The sequence below is a fragment of the Lishizhenia sp. genome (assembly GCF_057456495.1).
Map to the genome: position 1 here is coordinate 1 of NZ_JBVCPV010000024.1, position 21,549 is coordinate 21,549.

Annotated in this window: 26 protein-coding genes; 18 read left to right on the forward strand and 8 right to left on the reverse strand. The window is 36.8% G+C overall.

What is annotated here, in order from left to right:
* The 13 genes from AC22ZQ_RS03060 to AC22ZQ_RS03120 form a co-directional block, all read left to right on the forward strand.
* The coding region (locus AC22ZQ_RS03060; protein ID WP_318957110.1) for an MATE family efflux transporter at positions 1–369 on the forward strand (369 nt) is incomplete at its 5' end.
* Positions 369–1,328, forward strand: a complete 960-nt coding sequence (gene fmt, locus AC22ZQ_RS03065; RefSeq protein WP_318957112.1) for a methionyl-tRNA formyltransferase — start codon at positions 369–371, stop codon at positions 1,326–1,328. The genes AC22ZQ_RS03060 and fmt, both read left to right, overlap by 1 nt.
* A 315-nt stretch (positions 1,329–1,643) precedes the next feature.
* A complete protein-coding gene (locus AC22ZQ_RS03070) occupies positions 1,644–1,916 on the forward strand; it encodes an HU family DNA-binding protein (protein ID WP_318957115.1) in 273 nt (90 codons plus the stop codon).
* Between the two features lie 55 nt (positions 1,917–1,971).
* Entirely contained in the window at positions 1,972–2,646 is a 675-nt protein-coding gene (locus AC22ZQ_RS03075; protein ID WP_318957117.1) for a TrmH family RNA methyltransferase, read from the forward strand.
* Positions 2,647–2,743: 97 nt separating this feature from the next.
* Positions 2,744–3,052 (forward strand): 30S ribosomal protein THX, encoded by a 309-nt coding sequence (locus tag AC22ZQ_RS03080; RefSeq protein ID WP_318957118.1) that lies wholly within the window; start codon positions 2,744–2,746, stop codon positions 3,050–3,052.
* A gap of 241 nt (positions 3,053–3,293) precedes the next feature.
* Positions 3,294–4,361 carry a 3-phosphoserine/phosphohydroxythreonine transaminase gene (gene serC / locus AC22ZQ_RS03085; RefSeq protein WP_318957119.1) on the forward strand — a complete coding sequence of 356 codons (1,068 nt, stop codon included), beginning with the start codon at positions 3,294–3,296 and terminating at the stop codon, positions 4,359–4,361.
* 21 nt (positions 4,362–4,382) lie between these two features.
* Positions 4,383–5,348, forward strand: coding sequence for a D-2-hydroxyacid dehydrogenase (locus AC22ZQ_RS03090; RefSeq protein WP_413468669.1), 966 nt, complete (start codon positions 4,383–4,385; stop codon positions 5,346–5,348).
* A gap of 74 nt (positions 5,349–5,422) precedes the next feature.
* Positions 5,423–6,670 (forward strand): DUF1015 domain-containing protein, encoded by a 1,248-nt coding sequence (locus tag AC22ZQ_RS03095; RefSeq protein ID WP_318957122.1) that lies wholly within the window; start codon positions 5,423–5,425, stop codon positions 6,668–6,670.
* Positions 6,667–7,332: a YggS family pyridoxal phosphate-dependent enzyme gene (locus AC22ZQ_RS03100; protein ID WP_318957123.1), complete on the forward strand. Its 666-nt coding sequence runs from the start codon at positions 6,667–6,669 to the stop codon at positions 7,330–7,332. Before AC22ZQ_RS03095 ends, AC22ZQ_RS03100 begins: the two co-directional genes overlap by 4 nt.
* Before the next feature lies 1 nt (position 7,333).
* The gene (locus AC22ZQ_RS03105) at positions 7,334–7,942 is read left to right on the forward strand and encodes a DUF1684 domain-containing protein (protein WP_318957124.1); all 609 of its coding nucleotides are present in this window, start codon (positions 7,334–7,336) and stop codon (positions 7,940–7,942) included.
* Between the two features lie 30 nt (positions 7,943–7,972).
* Entirely contained in the window at positions 7,973–8,983 is a 1,011-nt protein-coding gene (corA, locus tag AC22ZQ_RS03110; RefSeq protein WP_318957126.1) for a magnesium/cobalt transporter CorA, read from the forward strand.
* A gap of 39 nt (positions 8,984–9,022) precedes the next feature.
* Complete coding sequence (locus AC22ZQ_RS03115) at positions 9,023–9,610, forward strand: thioredoxin family protein (RefSeq protein ID WP_318957128.1); 588 nt, start codon at positions 9,023–9,025, stop codon at positions 9,608–9,610.
* A 134-nt stretch (positions 9,611–9,744) separates the two neighbouring features.
* On the forward strand, positions 9,745–10,521 hold the full coding sequence (locus tag AC22ZQ_RS03120) for a hypothetical protein (protein ID WP_318957129.1): 777 nt from the start codon (positions 9,745–9,747) through the stop codon (positions 10,519–10,521).
* Here AC22ZQ_RS03120 and AC22ZQ_RS03125 read toward each other — a convergent pair.
* The 3 genes from AC22ZQ_RS03125 to AC22ZQ_RS03135 all read right to left on the reverse strand — a co-directional run bounded on the left by AC22ZQ_RS03125 (position 10,514) and on the right by AC22ZQ_RS03135 (position 12,191).
* Complete coding sequence (locus AC22ZQ_RS03125; RefSeq protein WP_318957131.1) at positions 10,514–10,891, reverse strand: hypothetical protein; 378 nt, start codon at positions 10,889–10,891, stop codon at positions 10,514–10,516. The genes AC22ZQ_RS03120 and AC22ZQ_RS03125 overlap by 8 nt on opposite strands.
* 105 nt (positions 10,892–10,996) lie before the next feature.
* On the reverse strand, positions 10,997–11,629 hold the full coding sequence (locus AC22ZQ_RS03130; protein WP_318957133.1) for a peroxiredoxin: 633 nt from the start codon (positions 11,627–11,629) through the stop codon (positions 10,997–10,999).
* Between the two features lie 115 nt (positions 11,630–11,744).
* The gene (locus AC22ZQ_RS03135) at positions 11,745–12,191 is read right to left on the reverse strand and encodes a Dps family protein (protein WP_318957134.1); all 447 of its coding nucleotides are present in this window, start codon (positions 12,189–12,191) and stop codon (positions 11,745–11,747) included.
* 94 nt (positions 12,192–12,285) lie between these two features.
* Here AC22ZQ_RS03135 and AC22ZQ_RS03140 point away from each other — a divergent pair, with 94 nt between their 5' ends.
* Positions 12,286–13,200, forward strand: a complete 915-nt coding sequence (locus tag AC22ZQ_RS03140) for a LysR family transcriptional regulator (protein WP_318957135.1) — start codon at positions 12,286–12,288, stop codon at positions 13,198–13,200.
* 114 nt (positions 13,201–13,314) lie between these two features.
* Here AC22ZQ_RS03140 and AC22ZQ_RS03145 read toward each other — a convergent pair whose 3' ends face one another.
* The gene (locus AC22ZQ_RS03145; RefSeq protein ID WP_318957136.1) at positions 13,315–13,734 is read right to left on the reverse strand and encodes a hypothetical protein; all 420 of its coding nucleotides are present in this window, start codon (positions 13,732–13,734) and stop codon (positions 13,315–13,317) included.
* A gap of 232 nt (positions 13,735–13,966) precedes the next feature.
* On the opposite strand from AC22ZQ_RS03145, the gene AC22ZQ_RS03150 reads away from it, so the two are divergent.
* Positions 13,967–14,557, forward strand: coding sequence for a YdcF family protein (locus AC22ZQ_RS03150; protein ID WP_318957137.1), 591 nt, complete (start codon positions 13,967–13,969; stop codon positions 14,555–14,557).
* Positions 14,558–14,617: 60 nt separating this feature from the next.
* Here the strand turns inward: AC22ZQ_RS03150 and AC22ZQ_RS03155 are convergent, their stop codons facing one another.
* Genes AC22ZQ_RS03155 through AC22ZQ_RS03170 form a run of 4 tightly spaced genes read right to left on the reverse strand, consistent with a single transcriptional unit; the run spans position 14,618 to position 18,221 of the window.
* Positions 14,618–15,409: a (Fe-S)-binding protein gene (locus AC22ZQ_RS03155; protein WP_413468668.1), complete on the reverse strand. Its 792-nt coding sequence runs from the start codon at positions 15,407–15,409 to the stop codon at positions 14,618–14,620.
* Between the two features lie 4 nt (positions 15,410–15,413).
* Positions 15,414–15,836 carry an LNS2 domain-containing protein gene (locus tag AC22ZQ_RS03160; RefSeq protein ID WP_318957139.1) on the reverse strand — a complete coding sequence of 141 codons (423 nt, stop codon included), beginning with the start codon at positions 15,834–15,836 and terminating at the stop codon, positions 15,414–15,416.
* A complete protein-coding gene (locus AC22ZQ_RS03165) occupies positions 15,826–17,160 on the reverse strand; it encodes a (Fe-S)-binding protein (protein WP_318957140.1) in 1,335 nt (444 codons plus the stop codon). Before AC22ZQ_RS03165 ends, AC22ZQ_RS03160 begins: the two co-directional genes overlap by 11 nt.
* A 20-nt stretch (positions 17,161–17,180) precedes the next feature.
* Positions 17,181–18,221 carry an MlaD family protein gene (locus AC22ZQ_RS03170; protein ID WP_318957141.1) on the reverse strand — a complete coding sequence of 347 codons (1,041 nt, stop codon included), beginning with the start codon at positions 18,219–18,221 and terminating at the stop codon, positions 17,181–17,183.
* Between the two features lie 282 nt (positions 18,222–18,503).
* Here AC22ZQ_RS03170 and AC22ZQ_RS03175 point away from each other — a divergent pair, with 282 nt between their 5' ends.
* From AC22ZQ_RS03175 to AC22ZQ_RS03185, 3 genes are all read left to right on the forward strand, one after another.
* A complete protein-coding gene (locus tag AC22ZQ_RS03175) occupies positions 18,504–19,346 on the forward strand; it encodes a transketolase (RefSeq protein WP_318957143.1) in 843 nt (280 codons plus the stop codon).
* Positions 19,347–19,382: 36 nt separating this feature from the next.
* Entirely contained in the window at positions 19,383–20,699 is a 1,317-nt protein-coding gene (locus tag AC22ZQ_RS03180) for a vWA domain-containing protein (RefSeq protein ID WP_318957144.1), read from the forward strand.
* A 12-nt stretch (positions 20,700–20,711) separates the two neighbouring features.
* The coding region (locus AC22ZQ_RS03185; protein ID WP_318957145.1) for a transketolase family protein at positions 20,712–21,549 on the forward strand (838 nt) is incomplete at its 3' end.

The window sequence follows — 21,549 nt, forward strand, 5'->3', positions numbered from 1 at the left end:
ATCTTCACGTTTCTAATTTTCCATGGAGCACTACTTTATCCAGAGCAATTAATCAGCGTGGTGAACAGTAAAGAAGAATATTTACCAGAAAGTGCCCGTATACTGCGTATGGTATTTGGCTCCATACTCATTTTCGGATGCTTTACGCCCTTTTTTCAAACCATCAATGGTTCTGGAAACACAAGGGTTACGCTTATCATAGAAATCACCAGTATTATTATCTACCTTATCTGTGCCTACCTCTTTGTAAAAGTATGGCAGTTCGAAATCTTTAACGTTTGGTTTGTAGAATACATCTACTTTGGTAGTTTAAGTATTTTATCTATCGGTTATTTGAAATTTTTTAATTGGCAACAAAAAGTTATTTAATGGAAAAGTTGAACATCGTTTTTATGGGAACCCCTGAGTTCGCCGTTACTATATTAGATACATTAAACAAAAGCAAGGACGTAAACGTGGTTGCTTGTATTACTGCACCAGACAAGCCTGCAGGACGTGGACAAAAAATCAATCAAAGTGCGGTTAAGAAATACACCCTGGAACACGACATACCTTGTTTACAGCCTACCAATTTGAAAGACGAAAGTTTCATAGGAAATTTAAAAGCAATTAATGCCGACTTATTCGTGGTAGTTGCCTTTAGAATGTTACCTGAAGTTGTATGGGCTATGCCTCCAAAAGGGACCATTAATTTACACGGAAGTTTATTACCACAATACCGTGGAGCCGCTCCTATCAACTGGGCAGTAATAAATGGAGAAAAGGAAACAGGTGTTACTACCTTCTTTATAGAAAAGGAAATTGATACCGGTTTAGTAATCGAAAGAGAAGCTATAGCCATAGGAGAAAATGAAACTGCTGGTGAGTTGCACGATCGTTTGATGCACTTAGGAGCAAAACTAACCCTACAGAGTGTTTTAAAAATAAGTAGTGGTGATTATAAGGCCGTTGACCAAAGCGAATTGACGGAGGAAGAACTCAAAGCCGCTCCCAAAATCTTTAAACCAGATTGTGCTATTGATTTTAACTGGGATGTGCAACGCATACACAATTTTGTAAGAGGTATGTCACCCTACCCTACAGCCTGGTTTACGATGCACAATACAAAGGCAGAGAACAAGAAAACCTTCAAAGTATTTAGAACAACTATTCATTCCACTTCTAAGAATGACGCAACGGCGTTAATTGTCGAGGATGGAAAGCTCATTCTTCAATTACAAGCTGGAAGTTTAGAAATTCATGAAATTCAAATGGAGGGTAAAAAACGATTGAATGCAAAACAATTCATGCAAGGATACCGCCCTGAAGAATGGGAAATTGTGATGTAAAACCACATTGACGAAATACTCGTCAACGGTTCTGATTATATAGCTTTACACTAAGTAATACGTTAAAGGGGAAAACCTTAGTAAAATAGGGGTATTCTAGAGCTTATTTAAAAAAAATGAAATTCGCATTAATTTTATTATTATTCGCAACACCTCCTCAAACCCTTGATTTATAAAGGTTTATAAGAATTATTATTAACATTTTGCCGGAATTATCAACAGAAGCGACTATTTTTTTTCTGAAACCCTTGCTAAATAAGCTTATTCGTATATATTTGTTACAGTTAATTTTGAAAACAAACAAAAACCAAAACTATGAACAAAGCAGAATTAATTGAAGCGATGGCTTCAGACGCTGGATTGTCAAAAGCTGATGCAAAAAAAGCATTAGATGCATTTACTAACTCTATCACTGGTGCCTTGAAAAAAGGAGATAGAATCTCATTAATCGGATTCGGATCTTTCTCTATCTCTGAGAGAGCTGCAAGAACTGGTAGAAACCCACAAACTGGTAAAGAAATTCAAATCGCTGCTAAAAACGTTGTTAAGTTTAAAGCAGGTGCTGATTTACAAGACAAAGTAAACTAATAAGGTTTATCAAAGATGAAGGGAGCCTCGGCTCCCTTTTTTTATTGCTATAAATATGAAAAATCAAAGAGAACAAGTCCTTGCCGCTTTTTATGACATCATCACTGAAAACAAACAAGAGATGTTTGACCGTCTTTCTCAACTGAGAACGAGACACATGGCAATTGTAGTTGAAAACATGTACCAACAACACAATGCCTCGGCAGTGGTTAGAAGTTGTGACTTGTTTGGCTTTCAAGATTTACATATTATAGAAAATGAATTTCAATACAAAGTAGATCCTGAGATTGCCAAAGGAGCAACCCAATGGATAGACCTTAAGCAATACACTTCTAAGGAAAATGCTACCAAAGACTGTATCAATCATTTAAGAAGTGAAGGCTATAAAATAGTAGCCACTAGTCCGCATAAAAAAAGTGTAACCATACACGATTTAGACATCACTCCAAAAACAGCAATTATGTTTGGTACAGAGTGGACGGGACTTTCTGATACGGCCTTAGAGATGGCGGATGAATATGTACATATCCCCATGTATGGATTTACAGAAAGTTTCAATGTTTCTGTTTCTGCTGCATTAGTAATGCACACCTTAAGAAACCGATTAGAAAACTCTGATCTAAACTGGAAGTTATCACCAGAAGAAATCGTTGAACTAAAAATTTCTTGGTGTAAACAAATTCTACGCAACGCCGACGTAATGGAGGAGGAAATAATAAAACGTCTATAAGTCGCGCCACACAACTACTCCACTCCTTCCCTGTACAAGTGCTTGATAATTAAGTTTTAAATACTTACATTAGAGCAAACTATAAACAAAAAAACACATGGGAAAAGGAGATGTGAAAACAGCAAAAGGTAAACGATTTAGAGGAAGCTACGGGATTACGCGTCCACGTAAAAAAGTTAAACCTAACGCGAAACCACAAGCTGAAAAAGCAACGAAAGCTGAACCAGTGAAAAAGAAAACTACTGCTAAAAAAGCAAGTACTACAACCACAGCTAAAAAAACCACCACAACGAAGAAAACTACAGCAGCAAAGAAAACGAGCACAACTGCTAAAAAAACTACAGCTGCCAAAAAAACATCAACCGCTAAAAAGTCTACCACTAAAAAGAAAGACGAAGAAGAATAGTATAAACATAAGATGAACAAAAAGTCTCTTTTCTATTAAGATCAGAGGCTTTTTTTATTTTGTTAAATTCTTTTCACCTTTATTCATTTTATCTCCTTAAATTGTGGTGAATTTCATAAATAATTTCACAATTTTGTGGTGTGGCTAAATAGATGATACATTCACTTTTAATCAATAACGATTACCGAATGATTATCAGCTATTTACATCACTTTATTGAACATATCAAAAAATATCAAAAATGAAACACAATTTTGGAGCTGGTCCTTGTATCTTACCACAAGAAGTTTTTAAAAAAGCTGCAGCAGCAGTTATCGATTTTAACGGACTATCAATTTTAGAAGTTTCTCACCGTAGTGCTGACTTCGTTGCTGTAATGGAGGAAGCGAGAGAAAACGTAAAGAAAGCGTTAAACGTACCTGCGGGATACACCGTATTGTTCTTGCAAGGTGGTGCTAGCTTAGGTTTCTTAATCACGGCGTACAACATGATGGGGAAACACAAAAGAGCGGGTTACATCAATACAGGAACTTGGTCTTCTAAAGCGATTAAAGAAGCTAAAGGAATTGGTTTAGACGTTGTAGAAGTTGCCTCTTCTAAAGACAAAGGTTTCTCTTACATCCCTAAAGGATTCGATATCCCAGAAGACATTGACTTCTTGCACTTCACATCAAACAACACCATTGCTGGTACTCAGTTCAAAGACTTCCCAAAAACAAATGTTCCTTTAGTATGTGATATGTCATCTGACATTTTCTCTAAAGAAATTAACGTTGCAGATTTTGATATTATTTACGCTGGTGCTCAGAAAAACTTAGGTCCAGCAGGAGCTACTTTATACATCGTTAAAGATGAGATTTTAGGAAAATCTACAGCAGCACACATTCCAAGTTACTTAGACTTGGCAGTTCATGCTGATAAAGACTCTATGTTCAATACACCTCCTGTTTACTCTGTATTTGTTGCTAACTTAAACTTGCAACACATGTTAGCTAACGGAGGAGTTCAAGCCATTGCTAAAGAAAATCAAGCAAAAGCTGAATTGATTTACAAAACAATAGACGAAAACCCATTGTTCGAAGGAACTACAGCGGTAGAAGATAGATCAGAAATGAATGTTACTTTCCGTTTGAAAGACGAAAGTTTAACTGACAAATTCAACGCAGCATGGAATGCAGCAGATTTAGTTGGATTAAAAGGACACAGATCTGTTGGTGGATTTAGAGCTTCTATGTACAATGCATTGCCATTGAGCAGTGTTCAAGTATTGGCAGATTTAATGAACAACTTCGCAAAAGAAAACGCTTAATTCCAAAAGAAAATTACAATGATGAAAATATTAGCAAACGACGGTATATCAGCAGAAGGTAAAGAAGCTTTAGAGAAAGCTGGACACACAGTGATTACAGAAAAAGTTGAACAAGACAACTTAATCGATGCAATCAATAACGAAAACTACGAGGCCTTGATCGTTAGATCTGCAACCGTAGTAAGAGAAAACTTAATTGATGCATGTCCAAACCTTAAATTCATCGGAAGAGGTGGTGTTGGTATGGATAACATTGATGTTGAATACGCACGTAACAAAGGAATTGTTGTGTCTAACACACCTTCAGCTTCATCACAGTCTGTAGCTGAGTTGGTAATGGGACACTTGTTCTCTATCTCTCGTTCTTTACACGATTCTTTTAAAAACATGCCTGCAAACGGTGTGAACGACTTTAAAGTATTGAAAAAGAAATATGGTAAAGGAGTTGAATTAAGAGGGAAAAGTTTAGGTATCATCGGATTCGGAAGAATTGGACAATCTTTAGCTTCTTACGCTTTAGGATGTGGTATGAAAGTTATCGCGGTATCTAGAAAAGCTGAAAGTGTAAGTATTCCTTTAACCATTGAAGGTATTGGAAAAATTCAAGCAGAAATTAATACGACGACAGACATGTCTGAGTTATTGAAAAATTCTGACTTCATCTCTTTACATGTACCTAAGCAAGCAGATGGATCAGCTGTTTTAGGAGCAGCAGAGTTCGATAAAATGAAAGACGGAGTTCGCATTGTTAACGCTGCAAGAGGTGGTGTTATTGATGAAGATGCTTTATTGGCAGCTATCGAATCTGGAAAAGTAGCTAACGTTGCTTTAGACGTATTCGAAAACGAACCAAATCCTCGTCAAGATTTATTGACAAACGAAAAAATTGCAACTACTCCACACATCGGTGCCGCTACAGTTGAAGCACAAGCACGTATCGGTTTAGAATTAGCAGATATCATTGTTTCGAACTTCGGTTCTAAATAATTCACAGGAAATATTTTTAAAGGTTGGGCACATGTCCAACCTTTTTTGTGTCCCCCATTTATTTGATTGATTACATGGCAAAACTAAAAGCATTTAAAGCAGTACGACCTACAAGAGATAAGGCACATTTAGTGGCATCACGTCCCTATTACACTTACAAACCAAATATTCTTGAGGCCAAATTAGAGGAAAATCCGTACACCTTCATTCACATCATTAATCCTGAACACAATATTTCAGAAGAATTGAGAACAGAACCTAATTCTCCTGAACGCTTCAAAAATGTGCGTAACGTTTTCGAAGAGTTTTGTGCACAAGGTATTTTAAAACAAGATGAAGAGGAAGCTTTATATGTTTATCAACAAACGAAAAACGGACACGTTTACACAGGAGTAATTGCCGGTGCAAGTGTTGAAGAATACAACAACGACCTCATAAAAAAACATGAGGCTACCCTTACAGAACGTGAGGAAATGTTTACCAACTATTTAGACATTGTTGGCTTTAACGCAGAACCCGTATTGATTTCTCACCGCAAGGATAAATTAATTGATGATTTATTAGAGATCATTTGCTCTGCTCGACCAGAATACGAATTCTGCACTGCTGATGCCGTAAAACACGAATTATGGGTGGTACAGGATGTTTTAAAAGAAAAACTAATAGAGGCGTACCAAAGTATTGAAGCTACTTATATTGCAGATGGTCACCATAGGTCTGCTAGCTCTGCATTATTGAGCCAACGTATGCAAGAGAGATACCCCGATGCGAGTGGCGATAAAAACTTCAATTATATCCTAGGGTTCTTAATCGATGAAACTCGTTTAACAATTCTAGAATTTAACCGTTTGGTTAAGACCATGAACGGACTTAGTCCGCAAGAAGTACTTACGGCTTTTGAAGAACATTTCGAAATTACAAAACTAGATGGTGCTTGTTCTCCAGAAAACATGCATGAATTCCATTGTTGTATGGATGGAAATTGGTACAAGTTAAAATGCAAGCCAGAAGTTTTAGCATCCAAAGAAATTGTAGACCAAATAGATGCAGAAATTTTGACGAAATACATTCTCTCCCCTATCTTTGATATAAAAGATTTAAAAACGAATAAAGACATCAACTTTATTTCTGGAGAAGAAGGTCACTTAGGCGTAGAAAGGGAAATAGCAAAGGGGAAATACAAGGTTGGATTTGTATTGTACCCAGTAACAATAGATCAAGTAAAAGCTGTTGCCGACGAAAACAAAATTATGCCGCCAAAGTCAACTTGGGTAGAACCGAAGATGAGGAGTGGTTTAACCATTTATAAGATTAACGAATGATTGTTGAGACGATAGATAGGATAAAAGAAGAAATTGGTAAAGATGTTACACTTGTAGCTGTTTCTAAAACAAAACCGGTTGCGGACATAGAAACGGCTTACCAAGGAGGTCAACGTATTTTTGGAGAGAATAAGGTTCAAGAGCTCGTAGAAAAATATGAAGCCTTACCAAAAGACATCCAATGGCATTTGATTGGACATTTACAGCGTAACAAAGTAAAGTACATTGCTCCTTTCGTAAATTTAATTCACGCGGTTGACAGCTTACGTTTACTCAAGGAAATTAATAAACAAGCCCTTAAAAATGACAGGGTGATCAATGTATTGTTGCAGTTCCATATCGCTCAAGAAGACACCAAATTTGGTTTTTCATTTGAAGAAGCCAAAGATCTTTTAAACGATAAGGAGTTTGTGGAATTACAAAATATAAATGTGGTTGGAGTCATGGGAATGGCTACCAATACAAATAATTCAGAACAAGTTGCAGACGAATTTAGAACTTTACATAACTACTTTCAAATCATTAAAAGCCACTACTTTAAATTCAACCCTGATTTCAAAGAGATATCCATGGGTATGAGCGGTGATTATAAAATTGCCGTAGAAGAAGGAAGCACGATGATACGTGTAGGAAGTACTATTTTTGGAACAAGAAACTACTGATATGAAAACGCTATTTACCATTTACACACTACTACTTGCCACCTTAAGTTTTGGACAAACATCTTATGTTGATTCTATTCAACAGTTGAGAATTGACCGCAATGCACACATGCTGGATAGTACCTCTATATTAAATGAAAAGGAGAAAGAAAATTTCGTTCGATTAGATTTTTTTGAGGTAGACAGTAACTGGGTAATCACTGCTGCTTTAACCAAAGACATCGGAAAGGTTATCAAAATGAAAACGAGTACCTCTAGGCGTCCGAAATATAGAAGATATGGTTACCTCAGTTTTTACATAGGTGATTCATTAATCAATGTTCCGGTGTACCAGAACATGAATCTTTTAGAAATTGATGAGTACGAACACTATCTCTTCTTCCCTATCGACGACTATACGATTCCGGATGAGAGCTACCCTACAGGAAGATATTTGGATATTGAAAGACCGCTTGAGGGAGACAGTATAGTACTTGATTTTAATATGCTCTATAATCCTTATTGTGCTTATTCAGAAAGATACTCTTGCCCTGTTACTCCACGAGAGAACAAAATAAAGGTAAGAATAGAAGCGGGCGAAAAGATTCCAATTTTTAAAGAAGAGCATTAAAATCTTGGTCAATTCTACTATTTTAGTAGTATGGACGACAGCAAAAAAAATATACCTACCCAATATTACGCCTACAATGCTGAGGAGGTTAATCTAGTCAAAAGTAATGCACAGGAGTGTTTCCCACTCTGGTTAGATAATTATAAACACGATAGTAGTGTGCATTGGTTAAATTTTCATTCCATAGATTTTAAGGATGAAATTGAAGATTTTGCCAATGAAATGGGTTTACATCCCCTTTCGGTAGAAGATATCTACACCTTTGTACAACGTCCGAAAGTGGAAGAATTTGACAGCTATATATTTTTCTCCCTACGATCTTTAGAACCCAATACAACAAGTAAAGAACTCAAAAAAGAACAATTGAGTTTTATATTAGGTTCTAACTATCTCATCTCCTTCCAAGAGAAGAAATCAGATCATTTTACAGAAGTTAGGGAACGCATAGAGTTTGATAAAGGTAGGATTCGTAAACGAGGAGCGGATTACTTGTTGTACAAGCTTTTAGAAGCCATTATAGATAACTATTTTGAGGTAATCGAAGACGTCCAGCAGAAAATCGACGAATACGACCTCCGCATGGCCGAAGAAGACGATCATGCCCTTTTCAAAGAAATTGAAGCTGAAAAAAGACAGTTAATTGAACTCCGACAAGTTGTATTCCCTCTAAAAGAGTTGTTTGGTCAACTCGAAAAACTCAACAACATACAAATCGATGAGGAAAACAAATATTATTTCTCGGATTTGAGAGACAATTGTTTGAGTTTACTGGATGAAATAGAAAGTAATAAATCTATACTAGAAGGATTGGGGAATATCTATTACGCCATTCAAGGTCAAAAGATGAATGAAATCATGAAAGTGCTGACCATCGTCGGTGCAATCTTCATCCCCCTTACCTTTATTGCAGGAATATACGGTATGAATTTCGACAACATACCTGAATTACATTACAAAAATGCTTATTTCTATTGCATGGGGGTTATGATCTTTTTGGCCATTGCCATGCTCATCTATTTTAAAAGAAAGAAATGGTTGTAAGGAAACTATTCTCAAACGTTCCAAACAAAAATTGATAATATGACAACTCCAAATATCCTTACTTGGGAAGAATACTTACAAAAATTTAACGACATCTTAAACGGAGATATTACAAGTGCTCCGTACGATAATGAGGATTACCTAAACTACGTTAAGCTTAATAGATCAAGACAAGATAGATGGCTTAAAAAATTAAAACTTAACGAAAAGTTGGTTCATCTGGTAAAGCAAATTAATACTCCCCAGACTTGGTATGCCATAACAGAGCCTTGGTGTGGAGATGCAGCACACAACCTTCCTGTTTTCTATTTATTGTCACAACTCAACGAGCATATAGAATTCAAAATAGTGTTAAGAGACACTCCTCCTTTTATGATAGAGGAATACTTGACCAATGGAGGAAAGAGTGTACCTAAAATTGTGGTGAGAAATGAAAAGGAGGAAGATTTGTTTACGTGGGGACCAAGACCCAAAGAAGCTCAAGATTTAATGTTAAGTTTTAAGGAGAATAACACACCTTTTGAAGAACAAAAAATCATACTACAACAATGGTATAACAAGAACAAAGGGGAAGATATACAACGTGAAATAAGCCTGCTGTTAGAAAACGTGCTGCAATTAGCGTAAAAAGAAGACAGTTAGCACCATTTATAAGGAATTACCCCTAATCGTATTTTGTACTTTTAGGGGTTTTTACCTAATATTGATCAATTGTTAATTTGTAAAACGCCACTACATCAATATTATACTTTCTTTGTTCTATGAAGATTTCACCTTTCCTCCTATTTTTTATGGTTTTACTCGGTTGTGATACCCCCACAGCGTCAAACATCCAAGTATCAACTAAAGACAGCTGCAATGTTTGTTTATTTAGCCTTTCAGACTATTATTACATCAATAATTTAGATAGTCTTTCTTCTATCTCTTATGGCTCTCCAGGAAACGGTAAGTTAGAACATGCTAGAATACTTCCTCCTAAAGGGAAAAACTTTTTCTATTTTGATTCTGCGAGCTATTTAAATGACAGAGCTTTTACTCATGTGGACGTGAGAGATATCATATTGAATACATATCAATCCTTAGCGACGATTTATCCCGACAGAACATTTGGTCTGATGGAAGCAAGTAATAAAACGGGCGGTAAATTAGACCCTCACCGCACCCATCAGAATGGAATGAGTATTGATTTTATGTTTCCTAAATTGAAAAATGGAAAGCCTTACCAAGATCTGGATACCTTAGGATTTATGCATTACCTTCTTGATTTTGATGAAAACGGACATTATAAAAAAGATAAAAGTGTACGCATAGACTTTGAAACCACTGCTCATCACATTTACCTTCTGCACTTAGAGGCCGAAAAACTAAACTACGAATTGGAAAAAGTACTGATTTATACAGAATATAAAGATGAACTATTCAATACGGTTTACGGTAAAAAGTTGAAGCGTCTTGGGATTTACTTTGCACAATACTTATCCCCTAAAATCAACAAGCTACACGACGATCATTTCCATGTAGATTTCAAAGCTAAATAGTATCTTCTTTCTTAAGAAGTAGCATGACGATTCCAATGAGTGGAGAAAGCACTAAAAAGAGCGATCCAAAGTCTGTTACATCATGCAACCACTCTCCTTCTTCAAATTTCAAGAGCAGGGGTAACAATATTGCAATTAAGCCAAAGTAGTACAGCCAATCGAACCAGTACATGCGTTTGAACATGAAACGTTTAAGTAACTGAAGAACAATAAAAATGGCCACTGCGATGAGTACGCTATTGGGCAAAACTCTTAAATCAGCCATCGTACTTGCCGATTGATAATAACCTACTAAATACACTGCAGCAGTTAAACTCAAGATTAAAAACAAGTAGTGTATAATTCTTTTTGACTTTGTATTCTGCATCATAACTTCAAAGATAGAAGGATTCTGTTTTTTGAGAAAAATAGACATAAAAAAAGAGTGACTGAAAACAGCCACTCTCTATTATCTTAAAACTTGTAAGTCTACTTACTAGTTTGCGCTTAAGTATTCTGCAACACCTTCGAAGTCAGCTTTCATTCCTGACTCACCTTTTTGCCAGTTTGCTGGACAAACTTCTCCGTTTTCTTCGAAGAACTGTAAAGCATCAACCATACGTAAAGCTTCGTCAACGTTTCTTCCTAATGGGAAGTTGTTTACGATTTGGTGTTGTACCATTCCTTCTTTGTCGATTAAGAATAACCCTCTGTAAGCAATCATTGGTCCAGTAGCAACTAATCCTTTTTCGATATCGTATTCGTATTCTCCTGCCAATACTCCAAACGCATCAGAGATAGTTTTAGAAGTATCTGCTACGATAGGGTAAGTAATACCTTGGATACCACCTTTGTTTTTAGGAACTTGTAACCATCCCCAGTGTGACTCCTCTGTATCTGTAGATACAGCAACTACTTTACATCCTCTTTCTTCGAATTCTGCTAACTTGTTTTGGAAAGCGTGTAATTCTGATGGACATACGAAAGTGAAGTCTTTCGGGTAAAAGAACAATACTACTGGGTTTTTCCCAACGTACTGATCCAATGAGAAGTTCTCAACAATTTCTCCTCCGTTTACAACTGCTCCTGCGCTAAATGAAGGAGCTTTTTTTCCTACTAATACTGACATTATATTGTATTTATTTGTTCTTAAAATTCTTTGCAAAACTACCGCTTTTCGGCAGTATAATCAAATGTTTCTCTTTATTCTTTGGTTATGTAATTAACAATTCACCAAATCCGTTTTACTTGTTAATCCAAGCTTTAAACATCCAGTTTGTTTTCTCTTTTTCACCTATTAAATCAGAGGCCAAACTGTTTGTACCTTCGTCTTCTAACTCTGCTGAGAGTGCTAAAATTTCTCTTTCTAATTTTAACAATTCCTCTTGCGCTCTTACCACGTAACTCATCCCTACTCTAGCCTCAGCTATGTGCTCATTTTCTGCTATTACAGCTTTGTCTAAGTAAGCTTGATAAGAATGTAAGGGTTGTGCTTCAAGAGTTAATATACGCTCCGCTAAATCATCAATGATTGTTTGCGTTCTCAGATACAACTCTTCGTACTTGGCGTGAATCTCAAAGAAGTCATTCCCTCTAATATTCCAATGTAAAGCACGTAAGTTTTGATAGTGAATTTGGTATGTTGCTAATAAAGTATTTAATAGTTTGACTAATTTTTTTGATTTCTTCATCTTCGTTGCTTTTGTTTTGGTTACTTCAAAGATATAGCTATCTCCCCTTAGTTTTCATCTATAAATTTTATATTTACATAAATTTAATTTATACATGATCTCACACGCTCAAATTCAATACATCATACAGGTATACCAAGAAAAGTCATTTCAAAAAGCAGCGGACAAATGCTTTGTAACCCAGCCAACCTTGTCTATGCAGATAAAGAAAGCTGAACAAACGCTTGGGTACCCTATTTTTAATAGAGATACATCCCCAATTGGATTAACGAGCTTTGGAGAAGAATTACTTCCCCAATTATTTGAAATAGAAGAGTCTTTCCAAAAGCTGGAGATTTTCATTCAAAAAAAAGAAGGAAAATACCAAGAAGAAATAAAGCTCGGTATTATCCCTACCGTATCTATTTACTTGGTTCCCTATTTATATAACATTTGGGATAAAGAATTCCCCAATGTTAACTTAAAGATTGTTGAATTACCTACAGAGAAGTTACTACAGGCAGTGGGTGAAAAAAAGGTGGATGCTGGAATTATGGCTGGCCCGGTACCCGGAGAACGCTTTGATACAAGTTTGCTCTTCAATGAAGAAATAAAAATTTTCGCTCCACAATACGAAGGCAACGGAGTACTTGCTGATGATTTAAAAAACATGAAACCTTGGTTATTGAGTAAAGGAAACTGTTTGCGTACACAAATGATTAACTTCTGTGCTTTAAAACAGGAAGAAAAATCATCGTGGGATTATGAAGGTGGAAACTTAGAGTTACTCACAAAAATGGCCAAACTCCACGGAGGTTTCACCCTATTACCCGAGCATTATTTACAGATGCAACCCAAGCTTCAAAAAGCTGTACTCACTGCAGAAACTCCTGCTCCTGCTCGATCTATTGTAGGTTTTCATTTACCGCGTAATACGAAGAAAGACAATCTACAAAAGATTTACAATGCTTTGAAAAAAGGCTTTCCACAAGAAGAAGATAAACCCTTGAATATCTTACCATGGAAATAAGGACCGTACTAGTTTTCAGTTGTGTGATTCTTTACATAAGCCTTACTCTTTGGGTAAGTTTAAAAATTAGACAGGCCTATTATTTATCAGTAGCAAGGAGATTAGAGTCTTTATCTAATAAACAATTCCATCTTCTTTCTCTCGGGTAAAGAGCTTTTTTACTTCAGGTTTTGTAATTTCAACGAGGGTGAATACCCCTAGAATGAGGCGTAACACACCACTTAAACATGCTATTATCGCCATTACAAAAACGAAACTATAGTTCTTTCTCTGTTTGATACACTTAGCCGTATAGAAGTTCAGTATGCCTAAAACTAAACTAACCAAAGCACCTATACCTCCTATTAACCCAAAAATCCATTTAAGTTCAGGTTCGTTACCTTCGAGGTTTCCTAAAAAGAAAACGCCAAATGCGGCGTATAGCCCAAAGCCCAATACACCTAAAAGGTTCAATACAGCTGCAACAATATATAAAATACGATAAGTGTCTAAGTTGTTCTTGGGAAGTTTTTCTTGGTCTAATGCATCACTCATAATTCAAATCTTTGGTTCAAGATACTAAAAGGATTTGATCAACTTATTATAAGAGACACAATTCATGTCTAAAACCCAAGTAAGAAATTTGAGCAAGGGATAGCAGCGGCAGCCCACAGCCCGAATATATGAGGGTGAGGACTTTAGCGGAAAGCCCGGTTTTGGCGTTTTTTCCGCCAAAATGACCCCGAGAAAAAAAACTTCAATAAAAACATATATCTTGTGTTTTGTTATGCGTAAGAAAATTCTGAATTCTATACTATTTCTGGTAGGATTATACCTTCTATTTTGGTGTTACAATGCTGTAATGATTTATAATTACGCACAAAGCAGCTCTAATAAGCATGCTGACGTTGCCCTTGTACTGGGTGCAGGAATAAGCGACGAAAGGGTTTCACCTGTGTTTAAGGAACGTTTAAATCACGCCATTCATTTATATCAAGAAGGTCGTGTAGCCCAAGTTATATTGACAGGTGGAAAAGGTGAGCAACAAAAACAAGCGGACAGTGAGGTGGCAAAGTACTACCTCTTACAAAATGGCGTACCTGAGAAAGATATATACACCGATACACTTTCAAAATACACGCATAAAAATCTAAGTGAAGCTGAAAAAATAATGCGTAAAAATGGTTTCACAAGCGCCTTAATCGTATCAGACCCTTTGCACATGAAAAGAGCCATGTATCTGACGCAGAGAATAGCTCCAAATTGTTACCCTTCTCCCACACCAAGTAGCATGTACAAAAGCTTTTTGCCGAAAGCGAAGTCCTTATTTTACGAAAGTTTCTTTTTGAGCTTAAGTTATCTCAGATATGGTTTTTAGGTATAAAAAAAGCCGCTTCAACTCAATGAAACGGCTTTTGTAATTGGATATAAATATCTTTTAAAGATCAGCGGCTGTTGCAATCAACTCAGCAACGTCTAATACTTCAATTTCACCTTCTTTTTCGAAGTTCTTCACCCCGTCCGTCATCATTGTATTACAGAACGGACATCCTGTAGCAATAACGTTAGGTTTTACCTCTAATGCGTCTTCAGTACGCTCTATATTCACCTCTTTGTTTCCTTTTTCAGCTTCTTTGAACATTTGAGCTCCTCCAGCACCACAACAAAGTCCGTTAGTCTTACAACGCTTCATCTCTACTAACTCAGCATCTAGCTTTTGTAGCAAGTCTCTAGGCGCTTCGTAAACGTCATTCGCTCTACCTAAGTAACAAGGGTCGTGGAAAGTAATTTTCTTTCCTTTGAATGTATCTCCACCTTCTACTGCTAATTTTCCATCGTTAATTAAACCTTGGATCAATTGCGTATGGTGAATTACTTCGTAATCTCCTCCTAACTCTGGGTATTCGTTTTTCAAGGTGTTGAAACAGTGTGGACACCCCGTTACGATTTTCTTCACCTCATAACCGTTCAAAACTTGAATGTTCATCATGGCTTGCATTTGGAACAAGAATTCGTTTCCGGCTCTCTTTGCAGGATCTCCCGTACAACCTTCCTCAGCTCCTAATACTGCAAACTTAACGTCACAGTGGTTTAATATTTTTACGATCGCTTTCGTGATCTTCTTTGCTCTATCGTCAAAACTACCTGAACAACCTACCCAAAACAAAACGTCTGGTGTTTCTCCTGTAGCTAGCATTTCTGCCATTGTTGGCACTTTCAATCCACTCATAATATTATGACTTAAATACTTGAATTTTAGTTTCTTTATCTACCAAATCAGTAAACTTTCCTTCGAAACGCGTTGCACGTACGATGTGATTGTCTACCCAATGGTAATTTCCTCCTCTTGGTTTCCCGAACATAATTCCGTGGTATTTAAACCCGTGTTCTTTCAACCAAGCTTCTGTAACTTCGCGGTGTTCTTCTAAACGCGAAGTAAAAAATGTAATGATGTGACCTTGATCAAACCATTTATTTAATGTTTCCAAAGCATCTGGATATACTTTGGCGGTGGCCATACGCTCTGGTTCCTCGTTAGGAATATCGTCGCATACAGTACCATCTATTTCAATAAGGTAGTTTTTCACCTCTTCGGGTAAAACAGGACTGATATGTTTACCGTCCACTACCTTATCTATGAGCTTTTTACTGCTCATCTTTCCAGTTTAAACGGTCTGCCTGACTAAACTGCCAAGGTGCTCCGTTGTTTTCTATGTTCGTAAACATGGTAGTTAACTCAGAAGGAGCTTTAGACTCTTCCATAACCAAGTAACGACGTAAATCAACGATAATTGATAATGGATCAATGTTCACTGGACATTCCTGTACACAAGCGTTACAAGAAGTACATGCCCAAAGTTCTTCTTCAGAAATGTAATCTCTCAATAATGATTTCCCATCATCGTGATCTTTACCGTGCTTACGAATGTTGTTACCAACTTCTTCCAAACGATCACGTGTATCCATCATGATTTTACGTGGAGATAAAAGTTTACCTGTTTGGTTTGCCGGACAAGATGAAGTACATCTACCACACTCTGTACATGTGTATGAATCTAGCAAGTTCTTCCAAGTAAGGTCTGTTACATCCTTCGCTCCGAAACGTTGAACCTCCCCTTCTTCAGGTGCAGGTGCAGCAAATGGGTCTGCTGTAGGATCCATCATCAACTCTACCTCTTTCTTCACCGCTTCCATGTTCGTGAATTTCCCTTTCTTCTCTAAATTAGAGTAGTAGGTATTTGGGAAAGCCAATAAAATGTGGAAGTGCTTAGAGAAAGGTAAGTAGTTTAAGAAACCAAATACCATAATAATGTGTCCCCACCATCCAATGCGTTCAATAATATGTAAAGTATGAGGATCCATCCCTCCAAATAGAGCTGGCCCAATAAATTGAGAAATCGTCAATCCAAAAGATCCAGATTCTCCAGTGTTATAATGTGAGGCTCCTTGATTGTACAAAGCTTCATCAGCTCCGTTCATCATAAAGATGAAACATACCAACAAAAGCTCAGCAAATAAGATAATGTTACCATCCATTTTTGCCCAACCGGCCATTTCCTTCATATTAAAACGAGGAATCTTCAACACGTTTCTTCTCAATAAGAAGATGAACGTAGCAACAAAAGCCAATACAGAAAGAACTTCAATGAAAGAGACCATAAAGGTGTAGAAACCACCTAAGCTATCTCTAAAGATTCTATGTTCACCGCTTAAACCGTCAACAATAATTTCGATTAATTCAATTTGAGTAATAACAAAGGCTGCATACAAACAGAAGTGCAAGATGGCCGGAATTGGACGCTGGAACATTTTCTTTTGTCCGAAAGCCACTAACAACATGGTCTTCCATCTTTCCTTTTTGTTATCAGTTCTGTCGATTTCTCTTCCCAACAGAATGTTCTGCCTTATTTTGTTCACGTTCATCGCGAAGTATCCACCACCAGCGATCAACAATAAAGCAAATAAAATAATAGCTATCATAGATTTCGAGTTTACAAGTTTTAATTAATTGTGTCTAAAAGTTTCTTCAACTTCCTTTCTTCTTCTTTCGTAAGTGGCGCTCCTTTCGTTTTGGCACCAAATACACTAACACTTATATATCGTTCTGGGTGATGTCTCAGATCTTCTAACAAGATACTTAAATTATCACTGGCATCTGTAATTTTATGATAGAGTTGATCGTCTTCTAACAATTTACCCAAGGTACCTTCACCAGAATTCACTCTCGTCAACACTGTGTTAAACTCAGCCAATGCAGTATTCGCCATTTCTACAGTACCATTGATATCTGCTTTCTTTAGAGAATCTGTAATGATACCTACATTATTGGTAATGTAATTTACTTGATGTATGGTTTCATTTAAACTGTCAGTTAGAACTTCCACATTGGTAAAGATTCTATCCAATTTTGCTCGTTCATCATCAATTAAACCGTCTAGGTTCTCAGCCACTCTACCAAAAGTATTGATGGCTCTTTTTACCTCCCCTAAACTTGCATCTAAAGAGTAAGCCGCAGATGTATCCCAGAAAGCATTAATAGAAACTACGATGTTATCTACAGACTCCATCAAGTTCTCTAACTTCTGCTTAACCGGCAATAATTCTGTTTGTAATTGCTCTGTAATTTCTTGTGAAACGGTTCCGGTTAATGTGTCTCCCACTTTATGAAAACCTCCATCTGCAATGTAGTGTTGATCTAAATTCATCGCTACACTTAATAAACCAGGTACAATTTCTACTTTACTCCCTAAAGCAGGTTTTAGCTCGTTATCTTGAATACTAAATTTGACCAATACTCGTTTATTCTTGTCAATAAATTGATTGGGACGAACTAACTCAACATCCAAGACCTTACCTACTTCAACACCGTTTAAAGTGACAGAAGCAGAAGGTGTTAGACCTCCTGAAGTTGGGAAATATGCATAGTAAAAATCGTCACCTCCAAAGAAGCTACTTCCCTTGAGGTAGTTCACTCCAAAGATCAATAGTAAGATAGATAAAACAACTACCAATCCTGTTTTGAATTCCTTTGATACTTTCAAACTCTTTAATTTTTGTGGCTAATTTAATAGATAGTTGTTAAACAAACTACTTTAGGCCTTAAAACCCTCAGGAATTCTTTCCTTATTGCTATGTTAATAACCCTAGAAAATTTGGATTTGGAAATTTGTTGTTCGAAATATACCCCTCCTCCTAGAATATACTACACCTTTGAATAATTAAATCTTTGAATCCTTGAATTAAAATCTCTGATTTTTCTTCATCTTAAAGGAGAAAAACTTAGATTTGCATCACCAAATAATAGAGTAAAAGCATCCGTAAATATGGACACATTGAAATTAGAAGAATTCGCTTCGCAAGTAAGAAGAGATATCGTAAGAATGGTAGCAGCTGTTAGTTCTGGACACCCTGGAGGTTCTTTAGGTTGTGCTGATTTCTTAACAGTTTTGTATCAACACACGATGACACACAATCCTGAGAACTTTACAATGGACGGTAAAAACGAAGATATTTTCTTCCTTTCTAACGGACATATTTCTCCAGTATGGTACAGTGTTTTAGCAAGAAGTGGATACTTTAATGTTGCTGATTTAGCTGGTTTCAGAAAAATGGGTTCTGCGCTACAAGGTCACCCAAGTACGGATAAAGGATTACCTGGAATTCGTATGGCATCTGGTTCTTTAGGTCAAGGTTTATCTTGTGCTTTAGGAACGGCTGCTACTAAAAAATTAAACGGTGACGACAAACTTGTTTATACTTTACACGGAGACGGTGAATTACAAGAAGGTCAGATTTGGGAAGCGGCTATGTATGCTGCAGCAAACAAAGTAGACAATATCATTGCAACAATAGATTACAACGGTCGTCAAATCGATGGAGACTGTGACGATGTACTTTCTTTAGGAAACTTGAGCATGAAATGGCAAGCTTTTGGATGGGAAGTATTAGAGATGGACGGTCATAACATGACTGAAATCATTGAAACTTTGGATAAAGCCAAAGCAATGACAGGTAACGGTAAGCCAATTGTTATCATTATGAAAACAGAAATGGGTCAGGGAGTTGACTACATGATGGGAACACATAAATGGCACGGATCTGCTCCAAACGACGAACAATTAGCTGATGCTTTATCTCAGTTAAAAGAAACTTTAGGAGACTATTAATTGAAACGCTTTTTAAGCATATTAATCTTATGTTGGGTGAGTGCTTTTGCATTCGCCCAACAAGATATGACGCGCATCCTCTTCATATTGGACGCGTCTAACTCTATGAATGGTAAATGGGGTTACGAGACTAAGATTGACTTAGCCAAAGAAATCCTCACAAAGACTGTTGATAGTTTAAGTGGTGTAGATAACCTTGAGTTAGGACTTCGTGTTTACGGCCACCAATCCCCTATTACGGCTACCTATCAGGATTGTGCCGACACCAAATTAGAGGTTCCTTTTTACGCTGGAAATGAATCCAAAATAAAAGGTAAAATCAAAACGATAGAAGCAAAGGGAACTACACCTATTGCTAGATCATTAGAAGCAGCCGCAGGAGATTTTCCAGACAACAAGAGCAGAAATATCATTATTCTTATTACGGATGGTGTAGAAGAATGTGATGATGAACCTTGTGTAATCGCAGATAAATTAAGGGCCAAAGGAATTAAAATAAGTCCCTTTATTATTGGTTTAGGATTAGACACAGCCTACTTAGCCAAGTTCGATTGTGTAGGACAATTCGCTAATGCAGATGATAAAAAATCTTTTGAAGTATTACTTAAAACAGTTGTAGATAAAGCACTGGTTAACACAACTGTACAGGTAAACTTAAACCGTATAGATGGGCGACCATTAGAAACCAACTCTACCCTCTTTTTTTACGAAGCAGGAACAAAAAAATTAGTGTATAGTTACATGCACACCTTAAACGAGAATAACTTACCCGATACCATAGTTATTGATCCGAATAGAAAATATGATTTGGTGGTAAACACACTTCCCCGCGTGGAAAAGAAAAATATCACTATCAAGAAATACCAGCACAACATTATAGAAGTAGATTGTCCTCAAGGTTATCTCGATGTAAAAATTAGAAACAAATCAACCGATTACTACTTTACCTATCGCGTTGTTCAGGCGGATAAAACAATTACTTTAAATCATCAGGAATTAGAACAAAAGCAAAAATACATTGTCGGAGAATATAAAGTCGAAATTTACACCCTACCCCGCATTACAATGGATGCTACAATTTCTCAGAGTAAAACAACCACACTTACGATAGATGCTCCCGGTAGAGCTAAGTTGAGATCTTATAACTACAATACAGGACAAATTTTCGTCTTTAGAAACGGTGAATGGGAATGGGTTTGTGATATTAACGCAAAAACAACCCAACAAGAATTTGTTTTACAACCTGGTAATTACAAGATTGTTTACAGAGACGTCACCGCGAAAGCTACCGAATACACCAAAAATCAAGAATTTAGAATAACATCAAATAGAACAATTTCAATAAATCTTTAAATGGAATTAAAAATGAAAAAAATAGAAGTACTTGGCAAGAAAGACACGCGCTCTGGATTTGGAGCTGGACTTCATGAATTAGGTAAGAAGAACCCAAATGTTGTTGGATTATGTGCCGACTTAACAGGTTCTTTAAAAATGAATGCATTTAAAGATGATTTCCCGGATAGATTTTTCCAGGTTGGAATTGCTGAAGCAAACATGATGGGTATGGCTGCAGGTATGACTATCGGTGGTAAAATTCCTTTTACAGGGACATTCGCAAACTTCTCTACAGGAAGAGTTTACGACCAAATTCGTCAGTCTATTGCTTACTCTAACAAAAACGTTAAAATCGCTGCATCTCACGCAGGTTTAACTTTAGGAGAAGATGGTGCTACTCACCAGATCTTGGAGGATATAGGAATGATGAAAATGTTACCAAACATGACTGTTGTTGTTCCTTGTGATTACAACCAAACTAAGCAAGCTACTATTGCATTGGCAGATCACGAAGGACCAGCTTACTTAAGATTTGGTAGACCTTCAGTTCCTATTTTTACACCAGAAGATGCAAAATTCGAAATTGGTAAAGCTGATGTTTTAATCGAAGGTACTGATGTAACGATCGTTGCATGTGGTCACTTAGTATGGAAAGCTATTGAAGCAGCTGAGCAATTAGAGGCTAAAGGAATCAGTGCTGAGGTAATTAACATGCACACAATTAAACCTTTTGATGCGAAGGCAGTCTTAGATTCTGTAAGCAAAACAAAATGTGTTGTTACAGCTGAAGAACACATGATCAATGGTGGATTAGGAGATTCTGTTGCACAGGTATTGTCGCAAAACACTCCAACACCTCAAGAATACG

Bases quoted from the DNA above. Each gene is read 5' to 3' on its own strand.
- AC22ZQ_RS03150 (WP_318957137.1), top strand. From the start codon at position 13,967: ATGCGTAAGAAAATTCTGAATTCTATACTATTTCTGGTAGGATTATAC.
- AC22ZQ_RS03175 (WP_318957143.1), top strand. From the start codon at position 18,504: ATGGACACATTGAAATTAGAAGAATTCGCTTCGCAAGTAAGAAGAGAT.
- AC22ZQ_RS03090 (WP_413468669.1), top strand. From the start codon at position 4,383: ATGAAAATATTAGCAAACGACGGTATATCAGCAGAAGGTAAAGAAGCT.
- AC22ZQ_RS03130 (WP_318957133.1), bottom strand. From the start codon at position 11,629: ATGTCAGTATTAGTAGGAAAAAAAGCTCCTTCATTTAGCGCAGGAGCA.
- AC22ZQ_RS03135 (WP_318957134.1), bottom strand. From the start codon at position 12,191: ATGAAGAAATCAAAAAAATTAGTCAAACTATTAAATACTTTATTAGCA.
- AC22ZQ_RS03070 (WP_318957115.1), top strand. From the start codon at position 1,644: ATGAACAAAGCAGAATTAATTGAAGCGATGGCTTCAGACGCTGGATTG.
- AC22ZQ_RS03155 (WP_413468668.1), bottom strand. From the start codon at position 15,409: ATGAGTGGATTGAAAGTGCCAACAATGGCAGAAATGCTAGCTACAGGA.
- AC22ZQ_RS03100 (WP_318957123.1), top strand. From the start codon at position 6,667: ATGATTGTTGAGACGATAGATAGGATAAAAGAAGAAATTGGTAAAGAT.
- AC22ZQ_RS03080 (WP_318957118.1), top strand. From the start codon at position 2,744: ATGGGAAAAGGAGATGTGAAAACAGCAAAAGGTAAACGATTTAGAGGA.
- fmt (WP_318957112.1), top strand. From the start codon at position 369: ATGGAAAAGTTGAACATCGTTTTTATGGGAACCCCTGAGTTCGCCGTT.
- AC22ZQ_RS03105 (WP_318957124.1), top strand. From the start codon at position 7,334: ATGAAAACGCTATTTACCATTTACACACTACTACTTGCCACCTTAAGT.
- AC22ZQ_RS03075 (WP_318957117.1), top strand. From the start codon at position 1,972: ATGAAAAATCAAAGAGAACAAGTCCTTGCCGCTTTTTATGACATCATC.
- AC22ZQ_RS03145 (WP_318957136.1), bottom strand. From the start codon at position 13,734: ATGAGTGATGCATTAGACCAAGAAAAACTTCCCAAGAACAACTTAGAC.
- AC22ZQ_RS03095 (WP_318957122.1), top strand. From the start codon at position 5,423: ATGGCAAAACTAAAAGCATTTAAAGCAGTACGACCTACAAGAGATAAG.
- corA (WP_318957126.1), top strand. From the start codon at position 7,973: ATGGACGACAGCAAAAAAAATATACCTACCCAATATTACGCCTACAAT.
- AC22ZQ_RS03120 (WP_318957129.1), top strand. From the start codon at position 9,745: ATGAAGATTTCACCTTTCCTCCTATTTTTTATGGTTTTACTCGGTTGT.
- AC22ZQ_RS03160 (WP_318957139.1), bottom strand. From the start codon at position 15,836: ATGAGCAGTAAAAAGCTCATAGATAAGGTAGTGGACGGTAAACATATC.
- serC (WP_318957119.1), top strand. From the start codon at position 3,294: ATGAAACACAATTTTGGAGCTGGTCCTTGTATCTTACCACAAGAAGTT.
- AC22ZQ_RS03140 (WP_318957135.1), top strand. From the start codon at position 12,286: ATGATCTCACACGCTCAAATTCAATACATCATACAGGTATACCAAGAA.
- AC22ZQ_RS03165 (WP_318957140.1), bottom strand. From the start codon at position 17,160: ATGATAGCTATTATTTTATTTGCTTTATTGTTGATCGCTGGTGGTGGA.
- AC22ZQ_RS03115 (WP_318957128.1), top strand. From the start codon at position 9,023: ATGACAACTCCAAATATCCTTACTTGGGAAGAATACTTACAAAAATTT.
- AC22ZQ_RS03125 (WP_318957131.1), bottom strand. From the start codon at position 10,891: ATGATGCAGAATACAAAGTCAAAAAGAATTATACACTACTTGTTTTTA.